The organism is Vibrio sp. 811, assembly GCF_033339195.1.
This window is the reverse complement of the sequence record NZ_JAWOUB010000007.1, coordinates 206,227-232,300: the sequence shown is the minus strand read 5'-3', so window position 1 is coordinate 232,300 and position 26,074 is coordinate 206,227. Positions and strand designations below refer to the sequence as shown.

The 26,074-nt window shown below is 42.3% G+C and carries 26 protein-coding genes; 19 read left to right on the top strand and 7 right to left on the bottom strand.

Features of this window, described 5'->3' with window-relative positions:
- Window positions 1–2 precede the first annotated feature (2 nt).
- Genes R7Q46_RS13840 through R7Q46_RS30800 form a run of 3 tightly spaced genes read left to right on the top strand, consistent with a single transcriptional unit; the run spans window position 3 to window position 3,660 of the window.
- The gene (locus R7Q46_RS13840; protein ID WP_025634882.1) at window positions 3–269 is read left to right on the top strand and encodes a hypothetical protein; all 267 of its coding nucleotides are present in this window, start codon (window positions 3–5) and stop codon (window positions 267–269) included.
- A complete protein-coding gene (locus R7Q46_RS13835) occupies window positions 269–3,292 on the top strand; it encodes a hypothetical protein (RefSeq protein WP_213899626.1) in 3,024 nt (1,007 codons plus the stop codon). The genes R7Q46_RS13840 and R7Q46_RS13835 overlap by 1 nt, the downstream gene beginning before the upstream one ends.
- The gene (locus R7Q46_RS30800) at window positions 3,289–3,660 is read left to right on the top strand and encodes an RDD family protein (protein ID WP_025767057.1); all 372 of its coding nucleotides are present in this window, start codon (window positions 3,289–3,291) and stop codon (window positions 3,658–3,660) included. The genes R7Q46_RS13835 and R7Q46_RS30800 overlap by 4 nt, the downstream gene beginning before the upstream one ends.
- Here R7Q46_RS30800 and R7Q46_RS13830 read toward each other — a convergent pair.
- On the bottom strand, window positions 3,657–4,877 hold the full coding sequence (locus R7Q46_RS13830) for a hypothetical protein (protein ID WP_206937398.1): 1,221 nt from the start codon (window positions 4,875–4,877) through the stop codon (window positions 3,657–3,659). The genes R7Q46_RS30800 and R7Q46_RS13830 overlap by 4 nt on opposite strands.
- 437 nt (window positions 4,878–5,314) lie before the next feature.
- Here R7Q46_RS13830 and R7Q46_RS13825 point away from each other — a divergent pair, with 437 nt between their 5' ends.
- From R7Q46_RS13825 to R7Q46_RS13760, 14 genes are all read left to right on the top strand, one after another.
- Window positions 5,315–6,055, top strand: coding sequence for an excalibur calcium-binding domain-containing protein (locus tag R7Q46_RS13825; RefSeq protein ID WP_025767055.1), 741 nt, complete (start codon window positions 5,315–5,317; stop codon window positions 6,053–6,055).
- Between the two features lie 138 nt (window positions 6,056–6,193).
- Window positions 6,194–6,922 carry a hypothetical protein gene (locus R7Q46_RS13820; protein WP_206937400.1) on the top strand — a complete coding sequence of 243 codons (729 nt, stop codon included), beginning with the start codon at window positions 6,194–6,196 and terminating at the stop codon, window positions 6,920–6,922.
- Window positions 6,923–7,121: 199 nt separating this feature from the next.
- On the top strand, window positions 7,122–7,418 hold the full coding sequence (locus R7Q46_RS13815) for a helix-turn-helix domain-containing protein (protein WP_025634893.1): 297 nt from the start codon (window positions 7,122–7,124) through the stop codon (window positions 7,416–7,418).
- 85 nt (window positions 7,419–7,503) lie between these two features.
- Complete coding sequence (locus R7Q46_RS13810) at window positions 7,504–8,004, top strand: hypothetical protein (protein WP_025634894.1); 501 nt, start codon at window positions 7,504–7,506, stop codon at window positions 8,002–8,004.
- Between the two features lie 35 nt (window positions 8,005–8,039).
- Window positions 8,040–8,546 carry a hypothetical protein gene (locus R7Q46_RS13805; protein ID WP_029811849.1) on the top strand — a complete coding sequence of 169 codons (507 nt, stop codon included), beginning with the start codon at window positions 8,040–8,042 and terminating at the stop codon, window positions 8,544–8,546.
- A 17-nt stretch (window positions 8,547–8,563) separates the two neighbouring features.
- On the top strand, window positions 8,564–8,896 hold the full coding sequence (locus R7Q46_RS13800; RefSeq protein ID WP_029811850.1) for a hypothetical protein: 333 nt from the start codon (window positions 8,564–8,566) through the stop codon (window positions 8,894–8,896).
- A complete protein-coding gene (locus tag R7Q46_RS13795; RefSeq protein WP_206937402.1) occupies window positions 8,896–9,378 on the top strand; it encodes a hypothetical protein in 483 nt (160 codons plus the stop codon). The genes R7Q46_RS13800 and R7Q46_RS13795 overlap by 1 nt, the downstream gene beginning before the upstream one ends.
- 174 nt (window positions 9,379–9,552) lie before the next feature.
- Window positions 9,553–10,098 carry a hypothetical protein gene (locus tag R7Q46_RS13790; protein WP_213899625.1) on the top strand — a complete coding sequence of 182 codons (546 nt, stop codon included), beginning with the start codon at window positions 9,553–9,555 and terminating at the stop codon, window positions 10,096–10,098.
- 375 nt (window positions 10,099–10,473) lie between these two features.
- The gene (locus R7Q46_RS13785) at window positions 10,474–10,725 is read left to right on the top strand and encodes a hypothetical protein (protein WP_206937404.1); all 252 of its coding nucleotides are present in this window, start codon (window positions 10,474–10,476) and stop codon (window positions 10,723–10,725) included.
- Between the two features lie 43 nt (window positions 10,726–10,768).
- Entirely contained in the window at window positions 10,769–12,532 is a 1,764-nt protein-coding gene (locus tag R7Q46_RS13780; RefSeq protein ID WP_025634902.1) for a P-loop NTPase fold protein, read from the top strand.
- Between the two features lie 6 nt (window positions 12,533–12,538).
- A complete protein-coding gene (locus R7Q46_RS13775) occupies window positions 12,539–13,396 on the top strand; it encodes a hypothetical protein (protein ID WP_054574966.1) in 858 nt (285 codons plus the stop codon).
- Window positions 13,389–14,723, top strand: coding sequence for a Qat anti-phage system QueC-like protein QatC (gene qatC, locus R7Q46_RS13770; protein WP_025634087.1), 1,335 nt, complete (start codon window positions 13,389–13,391; stop codon window positions 14,721–14,723). Before R7Q46_RS13775 ends, qatC begins: the two co-directional genes overlap by 8 nt.
- Window positions 14,720–15,448, top strand: a complete 729-nt coding sequence (gene qatD, locus R7Q46_RS13765; protein WP_025634089.1) for a Qat anti-phage system TatD family nuclease QatD — start codon at window positions 14,720–14,722, stop codon at window positions 15,446–15,448. Before qatC ends, qatD begins: the two co-directional genes overlap by 4 nt.
- Before the next feature lie 165 nt (window positions 15,449–15,613).
- Window positions 15,614–18,640: a Tn3 family transposase gene (locus R7Q46_RS13760; RefSeq protein ID WP_213899624.1), complete on the top strand. Its 3,027-nt coding sequence runs from the start codon at window positions 15,614–15,616 to the stop codon at window positions 18,638–18,640.
- 277 nt (window positions 18,641–18,917) lie between these two features.
- On the opposite strand, the gene R7Q46_RS13755 is transcribed toward R7Q46_RS13760, so the two are convergent.
- From R7Q46_RS13755 to R7Q46_RS13730, 6 genes are all read right to left on the bottom strand, one after another.
- On the bottom strand, window positions 18,918–19,496 hold the full coding sequence (locus R7Q46_RS13755; protein WP_213899623.1) for a DsbA family protein: 579 nt from the start codon (window positions 19,494–19,496) through the stop codon (window positions 18,918–18,920).
- Window positions 19,497–19,532: 36 nt separating this feature from the next.
- Complete coding sequence (locus R7Q46_RS13750; RefSeq protein ID WP_213899622.1) at window positions 19,533–20,741, bottom strand: bifunctional alpha/beta hydrolase/OsmC family protein; 1,209 nt, start codon at window positions 20,739–20,741, stop codon at window positions 19,533–19,535.
- Between the two features lie 63 nt (window positions 20,742–20,804).
- The gene (gene gorA / locus R7Q46_RS13745; RefSeq protein WP_213899621.1) at window positions 20,805–22,169 is read right to left on the bottom strand and encodes a glutathione-disulfide reductase; all 1,365 of its coding nucleotides are present in this window, start codon (window positions 22,167–22,169) and stop codon (window positions 20,805–20,807) included.
- 106 nt (window positions 22,170–22,275) lie between these two features.
- Window positions 22,276–22,782 carry a YkgB family protein gene (locus R7Q46_RS13740; RefSeq protein WP_213899620.1) on the bottom strand — a complete coding sequence of 169 codons (507 nt, stop codon included), beginning with the start codon at window positions 22,780–22,782 and terminating at the stop codon, window positions 22,276–22,278.
- Between the two features lie 61 nt (window positions 22,783–22,843).
- The gene (grxC, locus tag R7Q46_RS13735) at window positions 22,844–23,128 is read right to left on the bottom strand and encodes a glutaredoxin 3 (protein ID WP_213899619.1); all 285 of its coding nucleotides are present in this window, start codon (window positions 23,126–23,128) and stop codon (window positions 22,844–22,846) included.
- Between the two features lie 368 nt (window positions 23,129–23,496).
- A complete protein-coding gene (locus tag R7Q46_RS13730) occupies window positions 23,497–24,813 on the bottom strand; it encodes an IS1380 family transposase (protein WP_213899618.1) in 1,317 nt (438 codons plus the stop codon).
- 141 nt (window positions 24,814–24,954) lie between these two features.
- Here R7Q46_RS13730 and R7Q46_RS13725 point away from each other — a divergent pair, with 141 nt between their 5' ends.
- Both R7Q46_RS13725 and R7Q46_RS13720 read left to right on the top strand, forming a co-directional pair.
- On the top strand, window positions 24,955–25,803 hold the full coding sequence (locus R7Q46_RS13725; protein WP_213899617.1) for an AraC family transcriptional regulator: 849 nt from the start codon (window positions 24,955–24,957) through the stop codon (window positions 25,801–25,803).
- A 23-nt stretch (window positions 25,804–25,826) separates the two neighbouring features.
- Window positions 25,827–26,072, top strand: coding sequence for a Rho-binding antiterminator (locus R7Q46_RS13720; protein ID WP_213899616.1), 246 nt, complete (start codon window positions 25,827–25,829; stop codon window positions 26,070–26,072).
- The last annotated feature ends 2 nt before the right edge of the window (window positions 26,073–26,074 follow it).

Here is a 26,074-nt window from a genome sequence, read left to right as displayed (position 1 = left end):
AAATGGAAATTGAACCGCTAGAAATTTTCTCAGATGGTCAAATGCCCGAGACATACAAAAAGCTTCAAGATTTGAATGTGTTCGGAAAGCTTAACTCACAGTTTCATAACTCGTTTGGGGTACAGGATGTCATTAAACTAGATCAAATTGAACAGCTAGATGATGCGGATAAGAAAGCTCAAATGAGTGAATTAATCACAGCCCTATCTACAAGAAGAGTGGATACTCAACCAGTTATTGCGAAGAAAGTAAAGAGGTTAACTATCTAATGGGAGCTCTTTCATTTTTAGCGAATCTAATCTCCTATAAACCCTATGAGATTTGTCAATTAGAAACAACATCAAGCATTGACCCTCACTCACTGCTAACTCACGATGGTTCAATGGTTACCCTACTAAAGTTGAACGGGGCTTACAGGTTCTACTCAAATAAGCAGGAGCTTGCCATACTTGACTTTATGGCAAGTAGAGCTCGACAAAATTTTACAGACAGTGGAAACAGAATAGATTTTGTTATCGATATTGATTCAAGTCGTTCTGAGAGCTTTGTGAACAAGTGTCTTAATACAGTGGACTCTGTATCAAAAACGATGGGCTACCAAAATGAGAAGTTAAACAAGACTGAAAAGAGCCTCATTTCTCAGCTAATTAAGCCAGAGATGACCTATATTGTATTGACTACGACACCCCAAACTCTTGATAGACCAAACATCAAAGAGGGTAATGAAAATAGAAAAAAATTGGCAGATGAATATGGTCACAGTTTAAGCAGTAGCTCTAAGACCCAGAATCACTGGGTAGAAACGATGCAGATTTACGACCAGCATCGTTCTTTTGTTACAGAAATGACTAATATTTTTTCTGAGTACGTTCTATTCGAAAAACTAGAGTCTCATCGTGCATTAAAGGAAATCAGAGATCTTCTATACCGAGACTTTGAAAACCAGGACCGTTGGAAACCATCCACACGACAAGAATCATCTCCTAAAATAATGAGCAATCATACCTACAAGGTTGATACTGATGAGATTGGGCATAGCTCCATACATTCGCAGATAGTAGAACAGCCTTTTGAGGATGCTAAAAGACCTGACTTTAAGTTTTTCAATGGTCACTGCTATACCACGCTTGAGCGTTACTTAGTCGGGGATGAGCCTATGTTAATGAGGAGTTTTATAAACCGAGTTAACAGAGATGTTCCTATGCGTATATCGTACACTCTGGTTTCTGGCTCCCAAAGTATACAAACCTCTAAAATGACTAAATCGAGTCTCACCACATTCGTTGCTAAAACTAACCCAATATCAAGTGAAATTCTGAAAGCCTGTAATAAGACAACAAAGTTCATTCAAGAAGGAGGGTGTGCAGTAGAGTGTTATATGTCGGTGACTGTTTGGGGTGATAACGAAACGGAAACTAATACACGTTTCAAAGCCGTACAAAGTGCACTTAGAGGTTGGGGAGGGGAAAGGCAACGTATGTGCTCATTTCCTATAGAGGGCCTTTTATCCTCTTTACCTGGCTATAGCTCAAGGCCTGTTGGGAGAGCGAGTAATGACAGTATTGAAACAGCCTTCTCGTCCGCTCCAATCATACGTCCTGCCTCGCCGTGGGACTCCGGCGTATTACTCTATATCACACCTGATGGCAAGCCATGGCCTATTGACTTTGATTCAACACAGTCACATCACTTGAATTTAGTTAGTGGATCTATGGGTTCTGGTAAGTCAGTTCAAGCTGGTGTATTAACCAGGGCAATGCATTTCTTAGCTGGAACGACATCGTTGCCTCTTATTGCGGGGGTCGACTATGGTGAGTCAATATTATTCACTGCCGAAACTGTTAGGGCAAACCTGAAGAAAGAGGATAGAGCTAAAGTAGGGGCAATCAGTCTTGCCAATGAAAAGACAAGCGCTTACAACATGCTTGAGCCACAATATGGTTACAATAAATTGGCTAAGCCGGAGAACAACACTGCGACTGCTTTTGTTACTAAGATAGTCAATGGTGGCTCGAAACAGCCAATCCACGTACAACTTGATAACTGTGTTTCAGCAATAATTGACAGTATGGTAGCAAAGGCTATTTCACAGCCTAGGAAAATTGACCCTTCGCAACCCGGCGTCGATAAAATACAGAAAGAGCTTGCTCACCATCTTGTACAAAAACATTTAAAGAGCGAGTCGTCGTACAGCTACCTAAACGCCCGTAATGCCCTATACAAAGCATCGAATGAAGAAGGTATATCTAACGCTCAACGACAATATTTCCTAAGATTGTCAAAAATAGCTCATAGGTATATTTGGCCGCTGATCTCTGACTTACCCAAAGAGGTAAAGTCGGCTGAACAGCAAAGCGCTATGGGTTCTTTCAAAGTTGGAGGAGAAAAACTACTGGACCTAATTGGTGCTTCAGTGCAGCTGATGACAGATCGATATAGCGCAATTTTAGGCTCATATCCGATGGTAGATTACTCTGACCTTTCAATGCTGTTTGTAAACGCTAAACCAGTTGTAGATTCCGCCCCAGCAGCGATGAAAAATGCATGGTTTATTCTTGCAAAAGGTCTAGCTCAAAGGCATTTCTGGGTACATGAAGATGATGTAAAAAATGATGCAGATCCTGTGTTTTATAAGCGTGCACTTCGAATTGCTCGAGCGAAAAAGCCTTTACCCAAGTATTACTTCCAAGACGAATACGAACAGGCTCAATGTCCTGAGTTAGATGAAAACTTTGATAAAGAAGTAAAAACAGCGCGTAAGTATCGTGAGATCATCACTTTATTGACACAGATGTACGAAGCTTTCCCTCCATCTATTCGCGACTTGGCTACTAATACCTTCATTTGCAACATCCCAGGTGTAGGTACAGAACGGGTGATTAAGGAACAGTTTAAGCTAACAGATGATGAGTTTGAATCTATAGAATCGTATGTCGGTAAAGCTGGAATTTTAAATGGCATGGGGCGCGGAATCTTGTACATAGGTAAGCTGAAGAAAATACAAGCGCCAATTATTCAACCTATCGTATCGGTGTTACCTCCTGGCTTAGTATGGTCATTAGCAAGTGATGCCGAAGATGTTCATGTCAGAAGAAAAGTAAAAGAGGCATTAGGTGACTCAGTACCTTATGATGAATTGAATATTGCATTAGGACAGGTTTTGTCGTTCCCAGATATGAAAGCACTCATCAAGAAGAAGGGTGAAGTCGATGATATGACTGACAAAGATGTTTACATTGATTGTATCAATAGGGTTAAAGAACATATTTTATTAAACGGAGTTGGTACGTGATAAAGAGATTTTTGGCATTTGTAACCGACTATTGTTTGATTAGCTTATTATTCGGTATTTTAGAGTTTTACGTCTTTGAACTAAATGCGTTGACTATCCAAAGCATAGGTTATTTCTATGTGTTCTTTTTCTTTACGATGATGGGCCAATACATACTTTTGAAGAGGACGTTAGGGGAAAAAATATTCAAACTTCAGGTGCAAGGAAAAGAAGGTGAGAACGTTGAGGTTTCTACTTATGTGTATCGTTTGTTCGGTACTCTAATTTGCTTAACGGTGCCGATTTTGTTCTTGATAGTTGTTTTCCCTAAACGTCGATCTCTGTCTGACCGGATGAGCTCGAGTAACGTCAAAACTCGTATAGTTTAAAGAATCTTTTCTGTGGCAATATCTATTGGCTCATCAGGGGATATTGTCATTGAGTGGTTAACACGCCATAGAGAAATGGGTGAGCGACTAAATCTATCTAAGTTATAAATCGAATCGTCAATTTGAACCATACTCCGGTAAATCACTTTTCCATGATTATTCTTCAGTTGCAAGATAAAGCTCGGCGTGGAGTAGTCCGAAGTGTTTCTTTGCATCTGAGTGGTTAGTATTTTCTGAATACTGTAACGTTTTGAGCCATTATCGATTTTAGATATTAGTGCGGTAAAAACCTTGCGTTCAAATGATGAAGTAATAGGTACCTGATTTGTCAATGAAACGATTGGTTGGATGTAAACGGTGTGTAGCTTAATTCTTTCTGAGTGCATTTGGCATAAGGTTGCTAAGACGAAATAAGGTCCTTCCACTTCTTTAAGTGCCGATTTGGCTAAAGGGCTCACCAAACGGGTAAACGACAGACACGTGTCATCAATTACTAAAGAATGTTCTTTTAACTCAATAGTATTGGTGATGAACATGCAAAATGCTTGTGGGCGTCCAGGGCCTTTCCACCCAGCCCCGGTTTTACGATAGAGTTTTGAAAAAGCGTATCTCAAACCTGTTGGTCCGATAAATATGTATTTATCAAGAGTACTACTTCCAAAGAGGATTTTATTGGCAGACCTCTTAAGTTTGAATAAGTGCTGTTCAGCCGACATAGATTTTCCGGAGAAATGCCAATTTGATAGTGTGTCGGTTAATAAATGATAATACAGCCTTTCTAACTTACTCTCTCCATGCCGTACACTGGGCGTTCGTGTTGAAGTTGACTTTGGATTAGTTGAATCAGTTCCAGTAGAAGGGAGCGCTCTGTGATAAATAAAGGTATTAAAATCTGATTCTTCGGACTCAGGCGAAATATCTCTATTTACCGCTTCTCTGCAACCTTTTATGTCTGAGTACAAGGGACAATTTTGCAGATGTTGGCCATGCTCATAATGATTCACCATGAATATGTAATCCCCCCTTTTACGTAGATACATTGTGGCTGGTGGTGATACACAGTGGCAATTGAGTACTGAATCAGAAAGACGGAGAATTTTTAATTTGGATTGGGCTTCTGGGCTTTTAATACGATTTTTAAGCAGCAAGGAAGGTTGTTCAAAAGTGTGATGTTCAGAGTCCAAATTTTTATCAGAACTAGATACAGTTATGTGCATGCGAACACCTATTAATAGAATGCAAAAATATACCACATTAGCTATGAGGCAATACCGCCTGTAAATCATTAAACGATGACAAATTAACTACAAAAGGCAAATATATAGTATGAGATATCTTCTAGTTACAGTTCATAATTATCCCAGGTTTTACAAAAGTGACGGTGAGATAGTTCACATTGATCTAAATTATGTGGATTCCAAAACTATTTCTTCATTAGATGAAAATGGAGATTTATTTCACGTTAAAGTATCTGGAAGTCCTCCGTGTGTTCGTGATATTTGGTTAATTGATTCGGTAGATGTGGCACTAGATACATTGGCTAGTTATGGGATCTATCCATTCAAGAATAAGGCCGCAGCAAGAGCGAATGCCAAAAGGCTTGGGCTTAGTGCATTCAAGTATATTGCTGTACCATAATAATCAATGGAAGTTTATGAAAACAATTTCTAAAGCTGTTCTTACAAGCATCTTATTGGTTTCTTTTGATGCTTATTCAACAGAGATATGGCGGGGTTTAATAGTCAAACCTGAGAATAGATGTTCTCCATACGATAAATCTCAACAATACAACTATTCTCAACGAGTAGAAGATCACATAGTAAGTAGTATGGGGGGATTGATATATGGCCCTTACACTGGCAGTTACTTTGAATCTGACCGATACACAGACATTGAGCATATAGTGTCAACAAGTGAAGCACATGATAGCGGAATGTGCTCACAATCCAGTGAAATGCGCATTCAATTTGCCAGTGATCTCCTGAATCTTACATTAGCTTCACCTACTGTAAACCGTTGTGGTGACAACGGTAAGTGTGGAAAGGACGCTGGAGAGTGGTTACCCCAAAAAAACAGATGCTGGTTTGCTAATAGAGTGGTCGAGGTAAAGTTGAAATACGCTCTAAGTGTAGACCGCAGAGAAGTGGAAACGTTAGATTCGGTACTAAGAAACTGCACAAGCACTGATATGATCGTATATGAACCTGCTGAGGAAAGTATAAAAACCACGAGAAACGTTTCAAAGTCCGCACCGTTACTTATGTATGACGAAGATAATAACGGTAGGATTACATGCAAGGAAGCTATCAGCAATGGTATTGCACCAGTAAGAAGATCACATCCTGCATACTCTTATATGAACGATAGAGATGGTGATGGGGTTGTATGTGAATAAATCGACTCTATCAATACGATAGGTGGACTTCCAAAAAGCGGGACTTCAGGTAGTAGAGATGACATTTTGCTTGATATGCTCATTAGCCCACCAGCGAATCGGTGGCTAAAACCTTTAAAAACTAACGAGGAACTGAGTATGGCAATCAAAACAAATATACTGGAGCTAAATGGACTAAATCCGGCTTATTTCACCAATACGGAATTACTCCCTCTCGACGATTATCTGACGGGTAGAGGAATTTATCTATTTCCACATATTGAGAAGAGATTTGGCAGTATTCCTTTAGAGCGCGTTGTTGGTCATAGCCAAGGCTATGATGCGATGAAGTGGGGGGACTGTTTAGGTGGGCGTCACTTAAAACGTATTGAGCGAGCCCTAATGGAACTCAAAGAAAATCCAAATTACTATTTAGATCATCATGTAAAACCAGGTATTTCTTTTACAAAAGTTGAGGATGCTTACTTCATTGAAGAGGGAAAACATAGGACCATAACTGCGCGGTTCCTCTATCACCACAACCAGGAAGTTTTTAGAAATACCTCCCCTCTTTCTAACGTAAACATTCACGAAAGGTTCATTGATCATGAGTATATGGGCTATGTATATGAGATCAACATGCTACAGAAAATATACCCGGAATTAGAGTTTGAAATGACTTATACCGACTCAAATAATGAGAGGTGCTTGGCAGTACACCCGACTAATTTTAATATGCCAAGTAGTTTCTTTACTCGGGGAGAAGTCGAAGAGTGCATAAAGCATTTAAAGAGTCCGAATCTATTAAACAAACTACGTTCACACAGACTGTACCAGCATATTGGAACTTCACATTGCTTAAAGCATATGTTCGGGAACATAAAGTAATTTGGTTGAGTTTTGCGTGACGTTGTCACTTGTGTCGTGGTCTAGTTGTATAGATGGTTTACTAAGCCTAGGCTAGGTTAAATGAAAACCATTTGTTAACTAGGTCATGACGTAAGATATTACAGTGTAATGGGAATTACTTCCTACCGAAGATGATGAATACTGTTCAAAAAAAACTTGTTTAACGAAGAAGGATAGCATGAACGATAATAAGCCGAGTAAAACTCAAACCTCATTTCTGAGACGTTTGTTAGTTGCATATCTAATTGATAGAGGTTTTAACACTGTCCCAGCAATAGTGGAAGCAACGAATATGCCTCGTAGAACCGCACAGGATACTATCAAAGCTATTCATGAATTGGAGATTAAAATTGAACACACTAAAGGTGGTGAGTTTAAGATAATAGATTGGGGTGCAGTAAATCGTGATTGGATAGAAATTAATCGACAGCACGTGTGTGATGTGCTAAATTATCCGAGTAAATTTGATGATTGAATTACCCCTTAAACGCGATACTTCAAAGAAGTCCCTTCACACTTTCTGATATTGAGTAATGCCATGATAGGTTTGAGGAATATACATGCCTTGTATTATTGATATTAACCACGATGTGAGTAAGAACAAAGAAAGCCAATGGGTCTCACTATGTGGTAAACACCTTTGGTTTAGTAATGACCCCCACAAAAGTATAGAAAATGCAAAACTAAGCGGAAAACCTATTTGCAAGACCTGTCGTAAGATTGCAGGAATTCCCATGTCTTCGAGAAGAAAACCCGAGGTCGAAGCTCCCTTTAAAATTTACACCGTTGGAGCTGGGGAAATCAAAGAGCGTATCGCAATCAAAGAAACCGATACCGGCTTTCGCACTCAAGGTGGTGATCTACAGTATAAAAACCAGAGACTTGATGCAGGACTTTGGAAAAATATTGGAGGAGATGCTTCAAAGTTAGTGACAACTAGGGAGCTTGAACAAGCGCGAAGCCTAGCTAAACATCAAATAACTATGCTTAAAGAGTATGTATCTAAACTACCGGAATTGATCACTAGTTTGGAGACCAAACTCAGTAAATACGAAGATTAAATATCAATTAATTATACGGATAATTAGCTTAGAACATGAAATCCAATTTCGAGACAAACACTGGTCTTAGGTTTATCTCAAAAGCTGAGACTGCATTTAAGATTCACATCCATACACCCGAAGATAAAATTCTTCATAGATCGGTTGGTTATATCCGTATTGGAGAGAAGAAAGGTTTAAAGAAAGCTATTAGGTTAAGGAACGAAATCGGCATAAAGTTGTGGGGGAAAAAGCTTTGGAAAAGAGTCTTGAATGAGCCTGAACTGTTTACCCGATTACCCCATAGTCTAGAGCCGAAACTAATAGAAAAGAACGCACCTATCAAATCAGACCCTCGAAGAAAAAAACTCCATTATTTGGCCAAGTGGTATGTATATGGTGATGACGGATCATTATCGACAAAGACTACAGTTGTGTCCGTGGAGAAGTATGGAAAGTTAGGGGCGTATAATAAAGCTAAACGTAAACTTACCGAAGTTTATAAAAATGAAATTGAAATATTATCTTACATGGATAGATTTAGTATTACTCTAGCTAAGTGAATGAGAAAATTATTAAAATGAATACGAAAAAATTTGTCGTTTCTACAGAGACAAGCATTGATACAGCCTATCGGCATTTCTGTAAAGCCAAAACAGATGATAGCTTAGACATCATGTTTGAAGGTGCTGAAAAGCAATTGGCAAATTTAGATTGTACTGGAGAGGAGCGCAATCGAGTCTTTCATAACATTTACATTGCATATGGACGTCGACAAGAAGACATCGATGGCGAAAGTACAAGTACAGAATATAAGGCACTGAGAACAGTTGATAAGAGCCTAGCTAATAACAAAAATCTAAGTACAGAAGAGCTACTGGGTGAGGCGCTAAGAGCAATGGAAAATAAGTAATGATCAAAATAGGATTCCCTGTACGCAGTTCATTACACAAATTGACGAAACTCTTTACTAAGCTGTTTAACCGATTGTTTGTATACCTTTCAGTTAGCAATTTACCACAAGTAATCTTCATGGGGGCGGCCATATTTGCTCTGTTTAGTGCGGTTTTAAGCTTAACCGAATCGATTAACTATGTTCTTGCTGGGATGGCTAACTATGGCTTCATCGAATTGCTGAGGATCTTAATCTACATTGCATTCGCTTTCTCTCTGATAATGAAAATGTGGAAAATTAGTATTACTAGCTTTATCTTGATCATTCTCTTCGGACTAGCTATATCAACTGGCTTATCCAACGGCTGGGGAAGTACATCAATACAGTTAGGCTATGCTCTATCTTCCGGGTTTAAAGGTCTGGCATTGATCCTACTTGGAGGAATTGCTGGTGGTGTTTCAAGATGTCTGTATTGGATCTACAATCGTTGGCCAAAATGATAGTAACCTTAGTGTTGATTTAGAGTAGCTATGAACATAACAAATTGTTCAAGAGTGATTCGGCACGTGTGGCATTTTGACTATGCGTTGGTTTAGGTGATGAAGGTGGTATGCGGCGGCATCAGTATTGCGTTGCTCAAACCTTAATAGGGCGTTTATGCTTAGGAGCAGAAGTTGAGATATTTGGAAGAGTTCGAATTGGCGATTGAGCGCTCAAGGTACCTTAAATTGTCTGATACACGCTTTAAGGCTTTAGATGCGAAATTTTGTAGTGATGAAAACCTTCAAAATTGCTTGGATTTTCTAAATTATCTATATAACCCACTAAAAGGCACCGATCTCGTAGGACAGTGTCTAAACATTCATTCTCAACTAATGAAAGCGGTAGAACATTTTTACGGAGCGCCACCAATATTCACTATTGGATCTATTACATTTGATGGAAATAAATATTTTGAGTTAACTGAGGATGATATCAAGTCATCAATTTTAGACTGTTCACCTACCAATATGGCCAATATTCACGCATGGTTGACGTTGCCTTCTATGGAGATACTAGATTTTACGTTTATTTCAGCTTACGAGAGTCAAGCTGGAGACAGTGGCTTTCCAAAAGTTGTCAGTCAGTTTGCTGAAAGTCTAAAACCGCACTTTCATTATCACCCAGTGTTGACAGGAGAAGAGAGTCTTTCAAAGTTAGGTTTATCGTCCAGTGGCTAGCACTTGTTCTGAGCTATTGCAATAGCTACCAGCTCGTCACCTCGCTTGCCAGCAGGGATAATAAGTATCAAATGCAACTGGCAGGTAGTTCGATTCCTGTCTAATAGTCACTTAAAGTCCTGGCAATCAGTTCCGACGTTTTATTTACCAGATTAGCTTTATTTTAACTCTACTGTGAGAGAGTAATAAAGTCTCATGCTAAAATAGCCGCGATCGCAATCGATACGCTGCCATTCCTAAATCGAAAATGCCCCGAAGTTTGCCAGACTCTGATTTGGGACACACTTCTTTTGTCATCATTTGACCTATTTTTCCTAATAACAGAATATTTAGTTTGATATAGACTGTTATAGCTTTGGCAGAAATGAGGAAGATATGAACACTAAGGAAATCGAAGAGCTTCAAAGGAATATGGATATTTTTTCAACGCCATTAGATGTTGAAAAGTACATAGATGAAGGGCTAATTAGCCGCTACAAGAATACCAAAACTCAGTTTGTAATCCATTGTTCTAAAGATGAGTTACCTGAAGAAGTCAGTGTACGGGCAAATAAAATAGAAGTCTTAACAAATAAAGATGGTTCCAACGCTCTAGTTTTGGGGCTTGACTTAAAAGTCAGAAAATAGTGCGTGTTGAAAACAGCTATTTTGTAGACAAAATGGGGTTTAAATGTGGTCTGATAAAGAGTCCTCACTAGACTTTTTAAATTTTAGTGAAACTGCCGAATCGATTAAGGATCTAATCACCGAAAAGGAATTGATGCCAATATCTGTTGGCGTTTTTGGGGATTGGGGGGCAGGAAAATCAACAATCTTAGAGCTAACCAAAAAATCAATATCTGAAGAGAAGCAAGACTACATTCAAGTCCATTTCGATGCATGGATGTATCAAGGCTATGACGATGCTAAAGCGGCTCTATTAGAGACAATTGCATCTACCTTGGTAAACCAAGCGAAAGACAACGCCAGCTTGAGCAAGAAGGCTAAAGAGTTTGCAGGACGTGTTGACATCATTAGATCTTTGGGATTATTGATGGATGGTGGTGCAGCTTTAGCTGGCGTTCCCACCATGGGTGGTTTTCAGAAGTTGATGGGGCTATTCAGTGGTGGAGAGGATCGCGAACTAGACTTTGGTGATGCCAAGGATGCAGTAGATGGTGCGAAGCAGATAGCTAAAGATAACAAAGAAATTTTAAAGCCTAAAAAGGCTTTTTCACCCCCAAAAGAAATTAAAGAGTTCCGCAATGCGTACTCAGACTTGTTGAGTGAATTTGATAAACCACTCATAGTCTATGTCGATAACTTGGACCGTTGCTCGCCATTTAATGCAATTTCGACGCTGGAAGCGATACGACTATTTTTGTTTTTACCAAATACAGCATTCGTGATTGCGGCAGACGAAGATATGATCCGCTTAGCTGTGCCGGAATATCACAAGGGAGCTTCGCAGCGCCACCAAACAGACTACCTAGATAAATTAATTCAAATCCCAGTACACGTTCCAAGACCTGGTACTCTAGAAATCAGAGCTTACCTGATGATGTTGACAGCTCAAGATCATGGCGTTACGAGTGACCAGCTTGAGGGGCTTAGGGAAAGCCTAGAGCAGTCTCTTCAGCTATCTTGGAAGCAGTCACCCATATCAGTCGATGAGCTTTTGGACGTTGATAAAGTTCAAGATGTTCAGGGTAAGGACGAACTCAGAAGTAAGTTCATCGTGGCCGAACAACTTGCTCCATTGCTCGCAGAGTCCTCCAATATAAATGGGAACCCTCGAATTGTTAAACGCCTCTTAAATCAGGTGAAAATGAGAAGAAAAACAGCACTCCGTCGTGGTATGCAGCTGGATGAGAAAACCATTACCAAATTGGTGATATTTGAGCGTTGTTTGGGGACTCAAGCAACAAACAAACTGTATCAGTTGATTGATACAGAGAGTGGTTCTCCAAAGATTCTGGCTCAATTGGAAGATCCAGAAGCTGAATTCGATGATATGGATTTACCAGAAGAGTGGAAGCTAGATTTAGCCTTTCTTGACAAGTGGTCGAAGCTACCACCGATGTTTGCAAATGTGAACCTGACCCCAGCGGCATACTTAAGTAGAGAGAGTATCCCCATGGGCCTAGTGAATGCAGTTATGTCCGGCGCTGCTCAAAAGCTTGTGAAGGATTTAATGAAACAAACGGAAAGACTAAGCCATACAAACCAAAATGCCATAGCAGCGACCCCAAGAGAAGACTATTTAGCTGTGATGGATGGACTAATTGAAAACTTCAGGACTGTAAGTGATTGGTCAAAAGCTCCCCCAGGCATATATGGCGCGAGACTACTAGCAGTTGAAGAGCCTAAATGTAAAAAGGCGCTACTAACTTACGTGAAGGGACTGCCAAAGCAAAGGTGGTTGAATGTAATTATCAAGGAATTAGAAAAGTAGGTATTAATGGGTACTTCAGCATCATCAACTGGCCCTAATAACCAGAGCCCACTCATTCCGTCATGGGCTGAACAAAGTCCGCCTGTAACAATTGAGCCAGCTCAAGATACTGGTGGCCCGGACGGGGAAAATCAAGGTGACAAGGAAATCGACAATGAAAAAGTTCAGCAGGAAATCGGCAAACCATCTGGTACTGCCAATCCTGCAAACCGTTTTGCAGGAGCTAGAAGAGAATTCGGGAATTATGCCAAGGCCGGAGGTTCAAGCTCTGATCTAAGGCGAGCACTAAAGAGTTATTCTAAAAAAGGCTCTGGTGGTGGAAAAACCACAAGCCGAAGGTTGGCTAGTGGGATAACGGCTGGTACTGGTTTACTTGGAGTAATGCGTGGAGACACTGTTACTGTCAACAACCAAAGCCTTTCCTTAAATGACTTGAAAGGCCTATCCACTGACCAAGCTATTGATAGAATTGCTTCACATTTGGCTCCTGATAATGCTGACTCAGACTCTGTGAGAATTGCCTTAGATTACGCGCTGGAAGAAGCGCTACCAGATACAGAAGATTTCGATCCAAATAGTTTTACTGAAGAAGTAATCCAACAAGCCATCGGCTGCTATTTAACTGACTTGATTTTCCAAGATGTGGTTGAAGGCATGGGCAGGGCTTGGTTCCACGTAGAACCTGCTAGCAAGCACCATAGCATGGAAGTTGAGCTAAGGGAGCTTATCAAGGTAATAGCTCAGGAGCAGCTAGACAAGGTCACTAATGGCAACCCTAGCAATATCACCAGAAATAACATTACCAAGATTCAAGCTGATACCATCGCAATGACCGTTGAAGAATGGGAGAGTTTCGATGACTAAGTTTTACTTCAATGATAATCCAAACCAACTACCTGAATATTCAGAGTCATGCCACCCTGTACAACTATTCCACACTCACGAATATGATCAAAAAAAACACAGCTTAGCTTCCAGAGGGCTACTGCAAACAGTAAGAGACTTGGGAGTTGCTGTTGAGCCTAAGGCAATCGATTTAATTACAATTGCTTCCGCTGTTACCGCAGCAGATACTTTTGAGTTAAGAGAGAAGGCTGAGAATGCTTGGTCAAGGCAAATGCACCTTCACATCCCTGTAAGTGAACCGAATATATGGAATGCAGAAAGCGCTGAGTTGAGTTCAATTTTGAACTTTCTTACTGGCGATCAATGGATGTTCACTTTTGAGCAGACATCAATGGAACTGCCTAAACCTAAGATAAGTAAGCAGGCTAAATATAAAGCCAAAACTCTTCTAGGAAAAAATGCTGTTTGCCTATTTTCTGGCGGTCTTGATAGTGCAGTGGGTGCTATTGATATCCTTAATGGAGAGTCAGAATATAAGCCTCTCTTAGTAAGTCACGCCTATCGTGGAGATGGTGCAAAACAGGAAGAAATTAAGACTTTGTTGTCTTCTCCATTTGCTGAGCTCTCCTATTCAATTTCTCCTCATATAATTAAAACATATGAAGGCAGAACGGACATAAGTATGCGTGGGAGAAGCTTTAACTTCTTGGCGATGGCCGTATTGGGCATTTCCGCACTGAGAAGTGCTAACTGTGATGCCAGTATTAAAACCATTATCGTTCCTGAGAATGGCTATATCTCAATCAATCCACCACTAACTAGAAGGCGAATAGGTAGTCACAGTACGAGAACCACACACCCCAACTTCTTGCAGAGGTTGGAAGAATTGCTGACACGCATAGGTTTTGACGTCAAATTCGTAAACCCTTATCAGTTTAAAACAAAGGGGGAGATGTTGGCTGAGTGCGTTGACCAAAACGCTATTAAAAAAGCCGTACCGCTAAGCGTTTCATGCAGCCACTGGCACAGAGAACACATACAATGTGGGCACTGCTTGCCCTGTCTAATTAGAAGAGCATCTGTTCATCATGCTGGCTTTGATGATGACGCACCATATAAAACAAAGCGATTGAAAACGCTAATTAAAGAGAAGGATACAAGAGACGACCTGCAAGCAGTTCAAACAGCCATTATCCGGTTGAAGCAAACCAATAATTACAAATCTTGGCTACGTAAATCTGGTCCAATCCCACTAGATAAGTCTATACGTAATGCCTTGGAATCAACGCTTAAGCGTGGTTTGATGGAAGTTGAAGTGTTTATACAGGCTAACAAAACATCATGATGGATATGCATTGCCATGTTGATCTATACCCCGAACATCAGAAGGTATTGGATGACATTGAACGCTCAAACTATTACGTATTATCTGTAACAACAGTGCCTTCAGCCTTCGAAGGCACTGTTAATCTCACAAAAGGGCTTAAGCATTGCAAAACCGCTTTGGGATTGCACCCTCAGCTAGCTCATTTAAGGAAAAATGAACTACCAATTTTCGATCGACTTATAGAGAAAACTAAATATATAGGTGAGATTGGACTAGATGGATCAAAAGGCTGGAGAGAGCATTTTGATGACCAATTATTGGTTTTTAATCACATTCTGAAAAAATGTGAGTCATTCAATGATAAAGTTCTAACAATACATAGCCTGAATGCAGTAGACGAAACCTTAATGTGTCTGAAAAAACACCCGAAAGCAGGCATCCCTGTTCTCCACTGGTTTTTGGGGACAAAAAAACAGTTATTAGAAGCTGTCGATATAGGTTGTTATTTTTCAGTTGGACCAGCAATGCTTTTCTCAGCACGTGGAAAGCGACTTATATCTTGGTTACCTAAAGATAAAATTCTTCTAGAAACAGATGGACCTTTTGCGAAAGTTTCGGGAAAAATACTGTTCCCCTCAGATGTTGATACCGTAATTCAGTATCTTTCTAAAGAATGGGAAGTGTCTCAATCAGATACAGTTAGACAGTTGAAGAATAATTTACGTCAATTAGTTGCTAAATGAATACATCTTTGTAGAGATGTTGTGCAATTGGGACCTATAAATGTAGATCTTGAGCTAGCCACCTTGTTGGGGTTTTGCGCCCATCCCCCCGAAAATGACCTTAGGGTCAAAATATAACCAAATTCCGATATGATGACCGAAAAATAAGAATCACTGGGGTCAATCATGAAGCAGTCAAACAATAAGCGCATCAAAATACTCAATAAGTCCGAAATCGCAGAGCTGTATTCCCTACCGACGTTTAGTCATGCTGAGCGAGAGGAGTATTTCTCGCTTGATGATGAGACTCAGAAACTTGTCGACGAATGCCGCCGTATCGACACCAAGTGCTATTTCATATTGCTGCTGGGTTACTTCAGAAGCAAGCCGATTATTCCAAACTTTGATTTTAACGCTGTTAAGGCAGATCTAGATTTCATCATATCGAAATACTTTAAGGGTAAAAGTATTAAAGCTAAGGATCTTTCTGCCTCAACCAAGACAAAACTAGTCAGTCGTTTGCTTAACTACACAGGTTACCAGTACTATCGCCGTAAAACGCACAAACTTGAAATACTAGAACGACTCCGGGATGTCGTTACGATCAGCGTCGATCCACGGTATGTATTTGATGAATGCATCGCATTCTTTAATCAAAACCAAATTGCACTTGCCGGGTATACGACACTCCAGGATCATGTATCTGAAGTGCTCATTTCTGAAAGAGCTCGAATCAAAAAAGTTCTTGAAAAAAGCATGACACCTAAAACAAGAAAATCACTACTAAAGCTTTTGGGTTCGGATGAGACGTTCACCGACCTATCCAGGCTAAAACAAATGGCGAAGGATTTCTCGTCGAGCCAAATCAATAGAGAACTTACTACTCATCAGGCAATAAAAGAGCTTTATCCAGAGCTCAAACAGATTATTGCCGAATTATCACTTTCCCCGAAAAACCTTGAATACTATGCCTCGCTTGTAAAGCATAAATCGGTTTATAAGCTTCGACGCCACTCTGATGACCAGTCACTGCTTTATCTGTGCTGTTATCTGTATTTCAGGTATCGTGAAACGAATGACAACCTAGTATCGGCATTTTTGTATCTAGTCCGGAAAATCACCGAATCTGGCAAAATATTCGCGAAACAAAAAGTCGCTGAAGATGTCGATGTTGTAAAAGACAGCCTCAAAGTTGCCGGAAATATCCTGAGCTTTTTTGTAGATCCAGATATCAGTGACAGCAGAACGTTCGGAGATGTTCGGAAGCGTGCGTTCAAACTCTTGCCGAAGAAGAATCTGAAACTTCTCAGCGCCCATTTAGATGATACTGATTTTGATACGGCCCAATATGAATGGGAGTATATAAGTCGGCAAACAAATAAAATTAAAAGGTTGCTGCGGTCGATTTTCCAAGCCGTTGATGTCGAATTCGGAGCAATCAAACCCGAATTGATTGAACAGTTCGCATCTTCGATCTCGGAGATAGCCGAAAATGGATCTATTTCAACCATTAATAAAAAACTGATCCGGAAATCTGAGCGCCAACACGTCTATGACGTTGATGAAACGAAAAGAACTCTCCGTTTTGAGTTTTACCTTTATCGAAAGGCCGCCCAGTTATTCGAATCTAACCAAATTTATATTGTAGAAAGCGAGCGGAATCGTAGTCTCGAGAGTGATCTCATTGCCACAGAAGAATGGAATGAGAAGAAGGAGCAGATCATCGAGAAATCTGGCCTTACCCACCCTCTAAAACATGTCGATACGATGCTTGCTAAAAAGCTAAGTGACTTAGAAGAGAAGCTAGCGTCCGTCAGCGACCATATCTTTAGCGGTGACAACCAATATGTCGAATTTAGCCAAGATCGTCATGAATTAAAGTGGTCAATACCAAATCGACGCTGGAAAGAGTCAGTCGATAATCCTATCTATAGCCAAATAAAGCACATGGGCATTGTTGATTTGCTTAAATTTGTACAGCAGAAGACCGGCTTTCTGGATGCTTTCTCTCACATATCGGCGAACCATGATGTTTTGTCGATCAATCATGATGATCTGATTGCTTGTGTTCTGGCGAATGGCACCAACTATGGCCTGTACAAGATGGCTAATATTTCTGACCGTTCGGTAGGCAAACTTCGAAGTGTAGAAGAAAGCTACGTCAGAATGGATACGCTAAATGAGTCGAATGACCTGGTATCCAATGCGATTGCAGCACTGCCTATTTTTGTTCATTATCACTTTGACGATAACAAGTTGTACTCCAGTATCGACGGCCAAAAGTTTGAGTGTCGAATCAATACCTTTAAAGCGCGTTACTCGTCCAAAGACTTCTTTAAAGGAAAAGGCGTATCATCGCTGACGCTCGTCTCCAACCACGTTCCGGTCAATACCAAAATTATTGGCGCGAACGAATACGAAGGGCATTTTGCCTTTGACCTTCTCTACAATAATACGTCAGACATACAGCCATTTACTTTATCCACGGATAATCACGGCACGAATAACGTCAACTTTGCGATATTGGATCTATTTGGTTACCGCTTTGCACCCCGGTATGCAAAAGTCAAAAACACCTTCTTCAAATTGTTTGAAGTTACAGAGGAAGATGGTTGCTCGATTCGCTTGAAGAAAGACATAAATTGCAAGCTGATCCAAGAGGAGTGGGATGAGATACAGCACATAATCTGCTCACTGAGCCGTAAAACAACGACGCAAAGCACTGTAATTCGTAAGCTCAGTAACGGTCAAAGTAAAACACTCCGAGCTCTCCAAGAATATGATCGGCTGATAAAATGCCTTTACCTCCTGGATTATGTTGATAATGCAACACTACGGCGATATGTCCAGCAAGCATTGAATCGTGGCGAAGCCTACCACCAGTTGAAAAGAGCCATTGCCTCCGTTAATGGGAATCGATTTAGAGGCGGAAACGATTACCAGGTTTCACAGTGGAATGATTGCTCCCGGTTAATCTCAAACTGCATTATTTACTATAACTCCGCGCTACTATCTGCCTACCTTAAAATAAATGAAGATCGGGGAAGAGATGATATAGCAGATTACATTGTCAATTTATCACCCGTTGCCTGGCAACACATTAATTTGAATGGTGAATATTCCTTTGACCAAGGTAGAACCGAAATCGATCTAGACGGCTTACTGAGTGATATTGAACCATTCTCAGGATCTCACGAGCTGATTGCAGCCTAGATGTTTGAGTCTTTGATTTTGCCTGGCCGTATATTTATGATGCTGAAGTATCAGGAATCTGAGTCAACGGTGTTTTCAAAGATTGTTGCTTGTAGGTAATCAAGTCAGGAAAAAGAGGAAAGCGGACATTTGTCGTTATTCACTTAATAGACATAACCGATAAAAAACAGAGGAGAGGATCTCTTCTGCGAACTTCATAAAGCAAATCCTTAGCAACTCAAGAAAATAGGCTACTTCATACTTCTAAGCAGAAGCCATAAATAAGTGAAAGTAAAAATTAGCTTGCTAACAAAGAATCAATCAGCTTTATCCAATCATCCAAGCTAGATTTGTGATCAACAGGTACATTGTTCCCATTGTTAACGAAGAATGTTGGTGTAGCCCAGACACTTTTTGTAGCGGCATAGCGAATTGGGGTTCTAGCATTAACGTAGATATCATTGTCGCCCATTCTCTTCAGAAAGGCTTCCCGATCTATATTTGAATGCGCTTGCGCTAAGTCAGCTACAAATTGACGCAAGTCTTCATGCGTTTTGTGTAGAAACGGCGCGTTATAAAACTGATCCTGGCGCTCGTATACAAACGTGGCGAAATCGTAAAACCTGCTAGCATCACCTTCAGCAAGGGCGAATAAACCTAAACTGATATCCCAGGCTTGTCGATGATTACTCAAGGTAATCATGTGTACCTTTAAGCTGACCGGATCATCCTGATAGTATTTCATTACGGCCATTAGTGTTGGCCAAGCAGCACGAGAGTGTGGGCACTGTATGTCGATAAAGGCATCAAGTGTGACAAGAGCAGCTGGGTCGCCTAGTAGAAAACCACTTGGGCGATGAGGAATAGGGATGGCCATATTTGTTTATCTCCTGAAGAGTTTAAAGTGCTTTTTCTAATTCGCGTTTAGTTTTGTGTTTACTACTAGGTGACTGTGTAAGGTTTTATGGACTGGGCATTTATCTGCAATCTCAAGCAGACTTTCCCGCTGCTCATCATTTAACTCACCTTCCAATGTGATTTCACGATTGAGGTGATCAATTTGCTGAGGGGCTTCATCACAGTGTTCACAATCCTTGCTGTAACTACGCTCATGATGCAAGTTAATGCCGATATTGCTTAGCGGCCATTTCTTTCTATCAGCGTACATACGGATCGTCATGGAGGTACAAGTGCCTAATGCGGCGAGCAAGTGTTCGTATGGATCGGGGCCTGCATTTATTCCACCCACCGCGACAGGCTCATCGGCTAGCCAGTGATGACTATTGCTATAAACGTTCTGCGCGAATTTATGGTCCTTTTCTTCGACGTAGACATGGCCTTTGGCTACCGTTTGCCCGGATTTCTCTACGATTGAGGGTTCGATATATCGGCTTGCCCAAGCTGCAATCGTTGTAGCAATGTATTCGGCATCATCCTTGTTGGAAACAAGGTGGTCAGCATTATCCAGGCTTACAAAGCTCTTTGGATGCTTGGCATCTTTATAAATTTTTTCGGCCTCGGCGATTTTTACTGTGCTGTCCATCGGCGAGTGCATGACCAATAATGCTTTTCGTAAGTTTCCAATCTCGGATTCGATTTGTTTAAGGTCTTCAACAAACTGTTTCTTAATAACAAACTTTCGAAAACCCAATGTGACTTCAGCTTTGCCTTCTTGATTGATCGTGTCTAGATTGGCCGCAAAGTTATGTACAACATGCTGCGCCTCGTGAGGTGCTCCAATGGTTGCAACGGCTTTCACTTCGGGTAAGCGGTGAGCTACTGACAGTACGGCAGCCCCTCCCAAACTATGGCCGATCAATAAACTCGGTGCCTGATAATTCTCTCTTAGAAAATCTGCGGCTGCTTTTAAGTCATCCACATTGGAGGAGTAATTGGTGTTAGAGAAGTCCCCATCGCTATTTCCTAAGCCCGTAAAGTCGAACCTTAATACCGCGATACCTTTTGCGGTCAAGGCTCTAGCAATTCTAGAAGCAGCTGCAATATCTTTCCCACAGGTAAAGCAGTGTGCAAATAAGGCGTAGCTGGAAACTCTCTGGTCGGGCGATTCCAACATTCCTCTAAGGGTAATGCCATTGCTGACAAATTCGACTTTATTCTTCATAGCTTATACCTCGTAGCTTATACCTTAAGCCTCTGCTTCTTGATGGGTTTGAACAGCGTTGACTTAAACCGAGTAACTAAGGTCTCTTAAGGTGACAAATTCTTCGGCCATTGTCGGGTGAATACCAATCGTGCCGTCGAATTGATCTTTAGTGAGCCCTGCTTTGACTGCTACGGCAAAGCCTTGAATCGCTTCACCAGCGTCAGGGCCAACCATGTGCATACCGACGACTTTTTGAGTGCCCTTCTCAACCAGCATACGCATCAATACTCGCTCTTCACTTCCTGATAAGGTGTGCTTAAGGTGTTTGAATTCTGACTGGTATACCTCTACCGGCACACCTTTGGCCTTAAGCGCGTCTTCAGATAGCCCCACTGTTCCAATATTCGGTTGGCAAAAGATTGCGGTGGGAATATTGTCATAACTGATGCTTTTGCTGCCATCACCATATTGCTGGCTTACGAACACCATCGCCTGAGCTGTTGCGACGGGCGTCAATTCCGGCGTGCCAATCACATCACCCAAGGCATAAATCGATGGGACGGATGTTTGGAATTGGTCATTGACTTCAATCGTTGCATTATTACGAGTCGTTAGACCGACTTGTTCTATGCCTAAATCGCTCGTCAAAGACTTTCTGCCTGTTGCATACATCACCTGGCCAGCACTTAAAATCTCGCCATTATCCAGTTGGCAAACAAGGGTGTTATCCGATTGTTTTTCAATCTGGGTAATGTTGGTCGAATAATGGATATTCACGCCTTTTTTCTGCATTTCATTGGCTGCAAATTGTGCAGTAGGCTGGTCGAAGTTCTTAAGTAGTTTATCGCCGCGATAAACCAAATGAGTCTCGACACCCAATCCATTCATAATGCCGGCAAATTCAACCGCAATATAACCACCACCGACAATCACAATTTTTTCAGGAAGCTCTGGTAAATAGAAAACCTGATCCGAGCTAATCACATGTTCCGAACCTGGAAACGCTGGTACGCTTGGTGTTGCGCCAACTGTTACAAGAATCTTCTCAGCTGTGATGGTCTTACCATCAACTTCAACGCTATTGGGGGAAGTCAGTCGAGCGCGTCCCCAAACGATATTGACGCCTGCATTTTCTAAGAGTTTTTTGTAAATGCCGTTAAGGCGCTCAATCTCTTTGTTCTTGTTTTCTAGCAGCGCCGGCCAGTTGAAACGGCTTTCACCGACTTCCCAGCCAAATCCCGAAGCACCTTCAAACTCCTCTGAGCAATGTGAAGCGTAAACAAATAGCTTTTTAGGAACACAACCTACGTTGACGCATGTGCCCCCTAGGTATTTTTCTTCTGCAATAGCGACTCTCGCGCCAGTTGCGGCAGACATTCTTGCTGCACGTACGCCACCGGAGCCAGCTCCTATTACAAACAAATCATAATCATATTGCTCAGTCATAGTGTTCTCGCAGTACCTGTTCTGTTAATTGGTTAAATAGTAATAGTCTTAAGGTTAGTAAAAAAAGGCACTGTCGTTAGTGCCTTTTAGCTTAAAACTTGTTGACCTATTTGCTTGAGCTAAGAGCTTTTCCTAATAAAGATATTGCTGCTGCGAGTAGTACAATATCTTTCAAAAGGAACTGGCCAGGTACAACATTCAATGCTGGAAAACCACCCAAGCTTGCTTCCCAAACGGGTGCTGTCAGCAAGAAACTTGATGTCACAGCAAAGGTCGCAATGGCTGCTAGGCTACCCACGACAGCAATGTGTCGATGCAAAGGTGCTAGTAGAATCGCTGCCGCAGTCGCTATTTCAACAGTGCCGATAAGATTTGAAGCCCCTTGTAGGCTAAATACATTATAAAGCCATGATGTTAGAGGACTTGAAGCAACAAGGCCTTGAATTGCACCCGCTTCATAGGCCGAGAATTTCATTGCTCCAATCCAGGCCAGTACTACGACCACTGAGTAACGTAAGGCTTGGTCGCCTATACGTGTAATTGTGACGTCCAAGGGACGAGTGTTTTGAGTCAAAGCGGTGTCTGTGAGTTGTCTTGCTGTTGAAGTTGTCATGATGTTTTTCCTTCTACTTTGATTTAAATTTTGTTTTGAGTTCGTGTCATTTTGGGTAGCGCTATACTACCGCTGCATTTACCTCAAGAATCTTTTCCAGCTCTCCGTTTCGAAGCGCTGCCTGTAGATCATCGTTGCCACCAATGTGGTGATCGTCGATAAAGATCTGTGGAACCGTATGACGGTTACTACGTTCGCGCATTTCCTTGCCATGCTTTCTGCTGAAGGTAATGTCGATTTCTTCAAACTTCAGCCCCAGTTTTTTAAGCGTTGCCTTAGTCATCTTGCAGTAAGGGCAGTAGCCTTTGCTGTATACGGTTACTTTCGCAGTCTGTTTTGTCGCCATCGCTATGCTCCTTCTGTTTCACTTTTTGTGTTTCGTTTGTCTTGCGTTGATGTGATCATTATGGGCTTTCAATAAAAACTAACAATGTGCAAAAGTCTTTAAATATTGCACTGATCGTCTATTATTATTTTAGTGTATAGCCTGAATCAGTGACTTCGCTCGCCAATATACTCGTCAAGCCCACCTCTGCGCCAACAAGAGGCGATAACTGGGTGAGATTCTGACTTTGAGGTCTGGAAGCAAAGAGCGGGAGCAACCGATGGCCCGAGATTGGTTGATAAATAACCAGCATGCAGTGTTTAGGCAATAGCGGGCTGTCCCGGCAGAGGATTCCGGGAGGATTGCTTTTTGCCAGTGGTTGAGTTGGCCTATCCGGCGGAAGCAAGGCCCCGATAAAGATCGAGGTAAACCGCAAAGCCTGGGCAGTGCCGGCCAAATCGCAGGATCCACTGCCGGCCACTGTGCACCAGGCGGCAGGCCATGGTCATGATTTCCTGCATCACGGTTCTCAGGCGGCGACGCTTGGCCGGGTGGCGAACCGGTGCATCCGGGCCGGTCAGTCGCAGACCCATCCAGCGCAACACGTTGTAACCCATCGTCGCGAAGGCCATGACCAGGTTGTTGGTGTCGAATTTCCCGGACGGAAGTCGTTCCAGGTCCAGGTCGGTCTTGAACTCGCTGTGGAACTGCTCACTGGTGGCGTGATCGCTGTACAGCGCCATGATGTGTTGCTCGTCGGCTACTTCGGCCGGCAACGAGGTCACCCAGCCTTCGAGGCTGACTTCCGGTTCGAGATACAGCTGGCCTTCGGCATCGCTGGTACGAACGGTGACCTTCACGATGCGACGCAGACCGGGCTCGTCCGGAATCGCTTCCGACAGAACCGCTTCCATTTTGCCGTCGCGCTCCAGTGACCAGGCTTTCCGGGCCTGGGCCTTGTCCGCCCAGACGAGCGGATCCTCTTTACGAGGGTTCCACTTGATCAGGAAGTCGACCTGGTCCTGCTCGCGCAGGAAATCGCTATTGGCACGGGCATCGTGTGCGCTGTCCAGGCGCAACAAAATGGGCTTATCCGTCAGTGATCGAGCCCGGGGTAACACTCGTTTGAGGGTGTCGAGAAATCCCTTGTTGGCGTGCTGGCTGCCAGGGCGCAGCTCGCAACCCAGGCACCAGCCTTCCTGCCCCAGGTAGGCGGCCATCGGCGCATAGCCGTCATAACCCTTGTAGGTGTAGCTGACACCCTCTTTGCGGGTCTGGCTGTTGTCCATGGGAAAGACATCCATATCCAGCGCAACGTGGCCCATCGCCAGAGGTGACACCGGAGCTTCGACGGACTGAAGAAACTCGACGCTGGCATCGTCCAGCAGGGGTGTCAGGCCTTGAGCGTCTTCATCAAATCGCTGGCGCAACCGGGCCGACGATGGCGATTGCTTGATGCCCAGGGCAGACTTGAAAAATGGGTCCGTTCGAACCGGCTCGGCCGCCTCGAAGTCACTCTTGCCCAGCGTGATCAGGCCAAGATAGGTCCGGATCAGTTCAATGTTCGGAATACCGTGCCGCTTGACGACGGTGCGGGCGGTTTTGGTGAGCGATGTATGCCGGTTCAGGCAATGACCGACCAAGGCCAGCCCGCCATTGGGTGTATAGACTTCGGTTCGGGATTGCTGGAGAGTGAAGGTACGCATGAGCCGAAAGCACTAACTGGGTGAATGGGTGTCAGATGCTATTATATCGCTCTAAGCCTTGTTATTGCAGGCTTTGGGCGTGAGTTCAGCTCGTTGAAGTCACGGATTCAGGTATAGGTTAATGGTGATAGGAAGGTATGAATGGAAATTCTCAGTGATATTCTTAAATCATTACGCGTCAGCGGTAGTGTCTACTTTTGTAGCCAAGTGGAGGCACCTTGGACTAAGGAATTTAAAGAGACCGAGACGGCTGGCTTTCATATGGTTCGACGTGGGTATTGCTGGGCGATTATTGGTGACAAAGTAGAGCAGCTTGGTCCTGGTGACTTGATATTTTTAGGGCCTGGACTCGATCATATATTAACGAGCGAGTCGCCCTACGGTGACATATCTACTGCAGGTGAGAATACTCTTTTGCTATGTGGATATTGCAGTTTTGAGGACGAGACATTAACGCCACTCAAAACAATCTTCCCTCAAACGACCATTGTTAGAGAGGAGGAGCTGCATCAACACCCTTGGTTAAAAAGCACCTTTGACCAACTTAGTGCAGAATATATGGCACAGAATCCGGGCACGGAGATTATCGTCAACAAACTAACTGAAGTTGTACTGGTTGAGCTGATAAGAATTAATTTTGGTCGCCAAGAACAAAACTCTTTCCTAATGGCACTGAATGACAAGCGTATATCCAAAGCACTAAAACTCATGCATGAATCACCGAGTGAGCCTTGGACTATCGAGGATCTAGCAAGCCAGATTGGTATGTCTAGAGCCGCCTTTGCAAAACAATTCAGAGATCTGGTCGGCCAAACGGTTTTTACTTATTTATCGCAGTTGAGAATTCAACGAGCGAAGGAAATGCTCAAGAATACGAGCCTGATGGTCGATGATATCGCGCTAAGTATCGGGTATGAATCAGAGCGAGCATTTACTAAAACGTTTGGAAAATACGTCGGTATGACGCCGAAACAGTACCGTAAGCAATAGCCGTTTCTAGTGAGGAAAAACTGATGATTTCATGTAACGACTATGACTATATTGAAATAGCCTGTACCTATCAATATCCGATTATATTGACACTCAAATCTGGTGAGATAATTCATTGCAGCGCGAAAGATACCTCACTGAATAACGAGAGGGAAGAGTGCATAAAAGTCGAGGTAGGTGATGCCGAGCGTTTAGTGGTACTGGATGAAGTCAAGATAATGGAAGCGAAAGTCGATAATCCTCATTTCCAATCGGTTCGGTTTAATTGAGA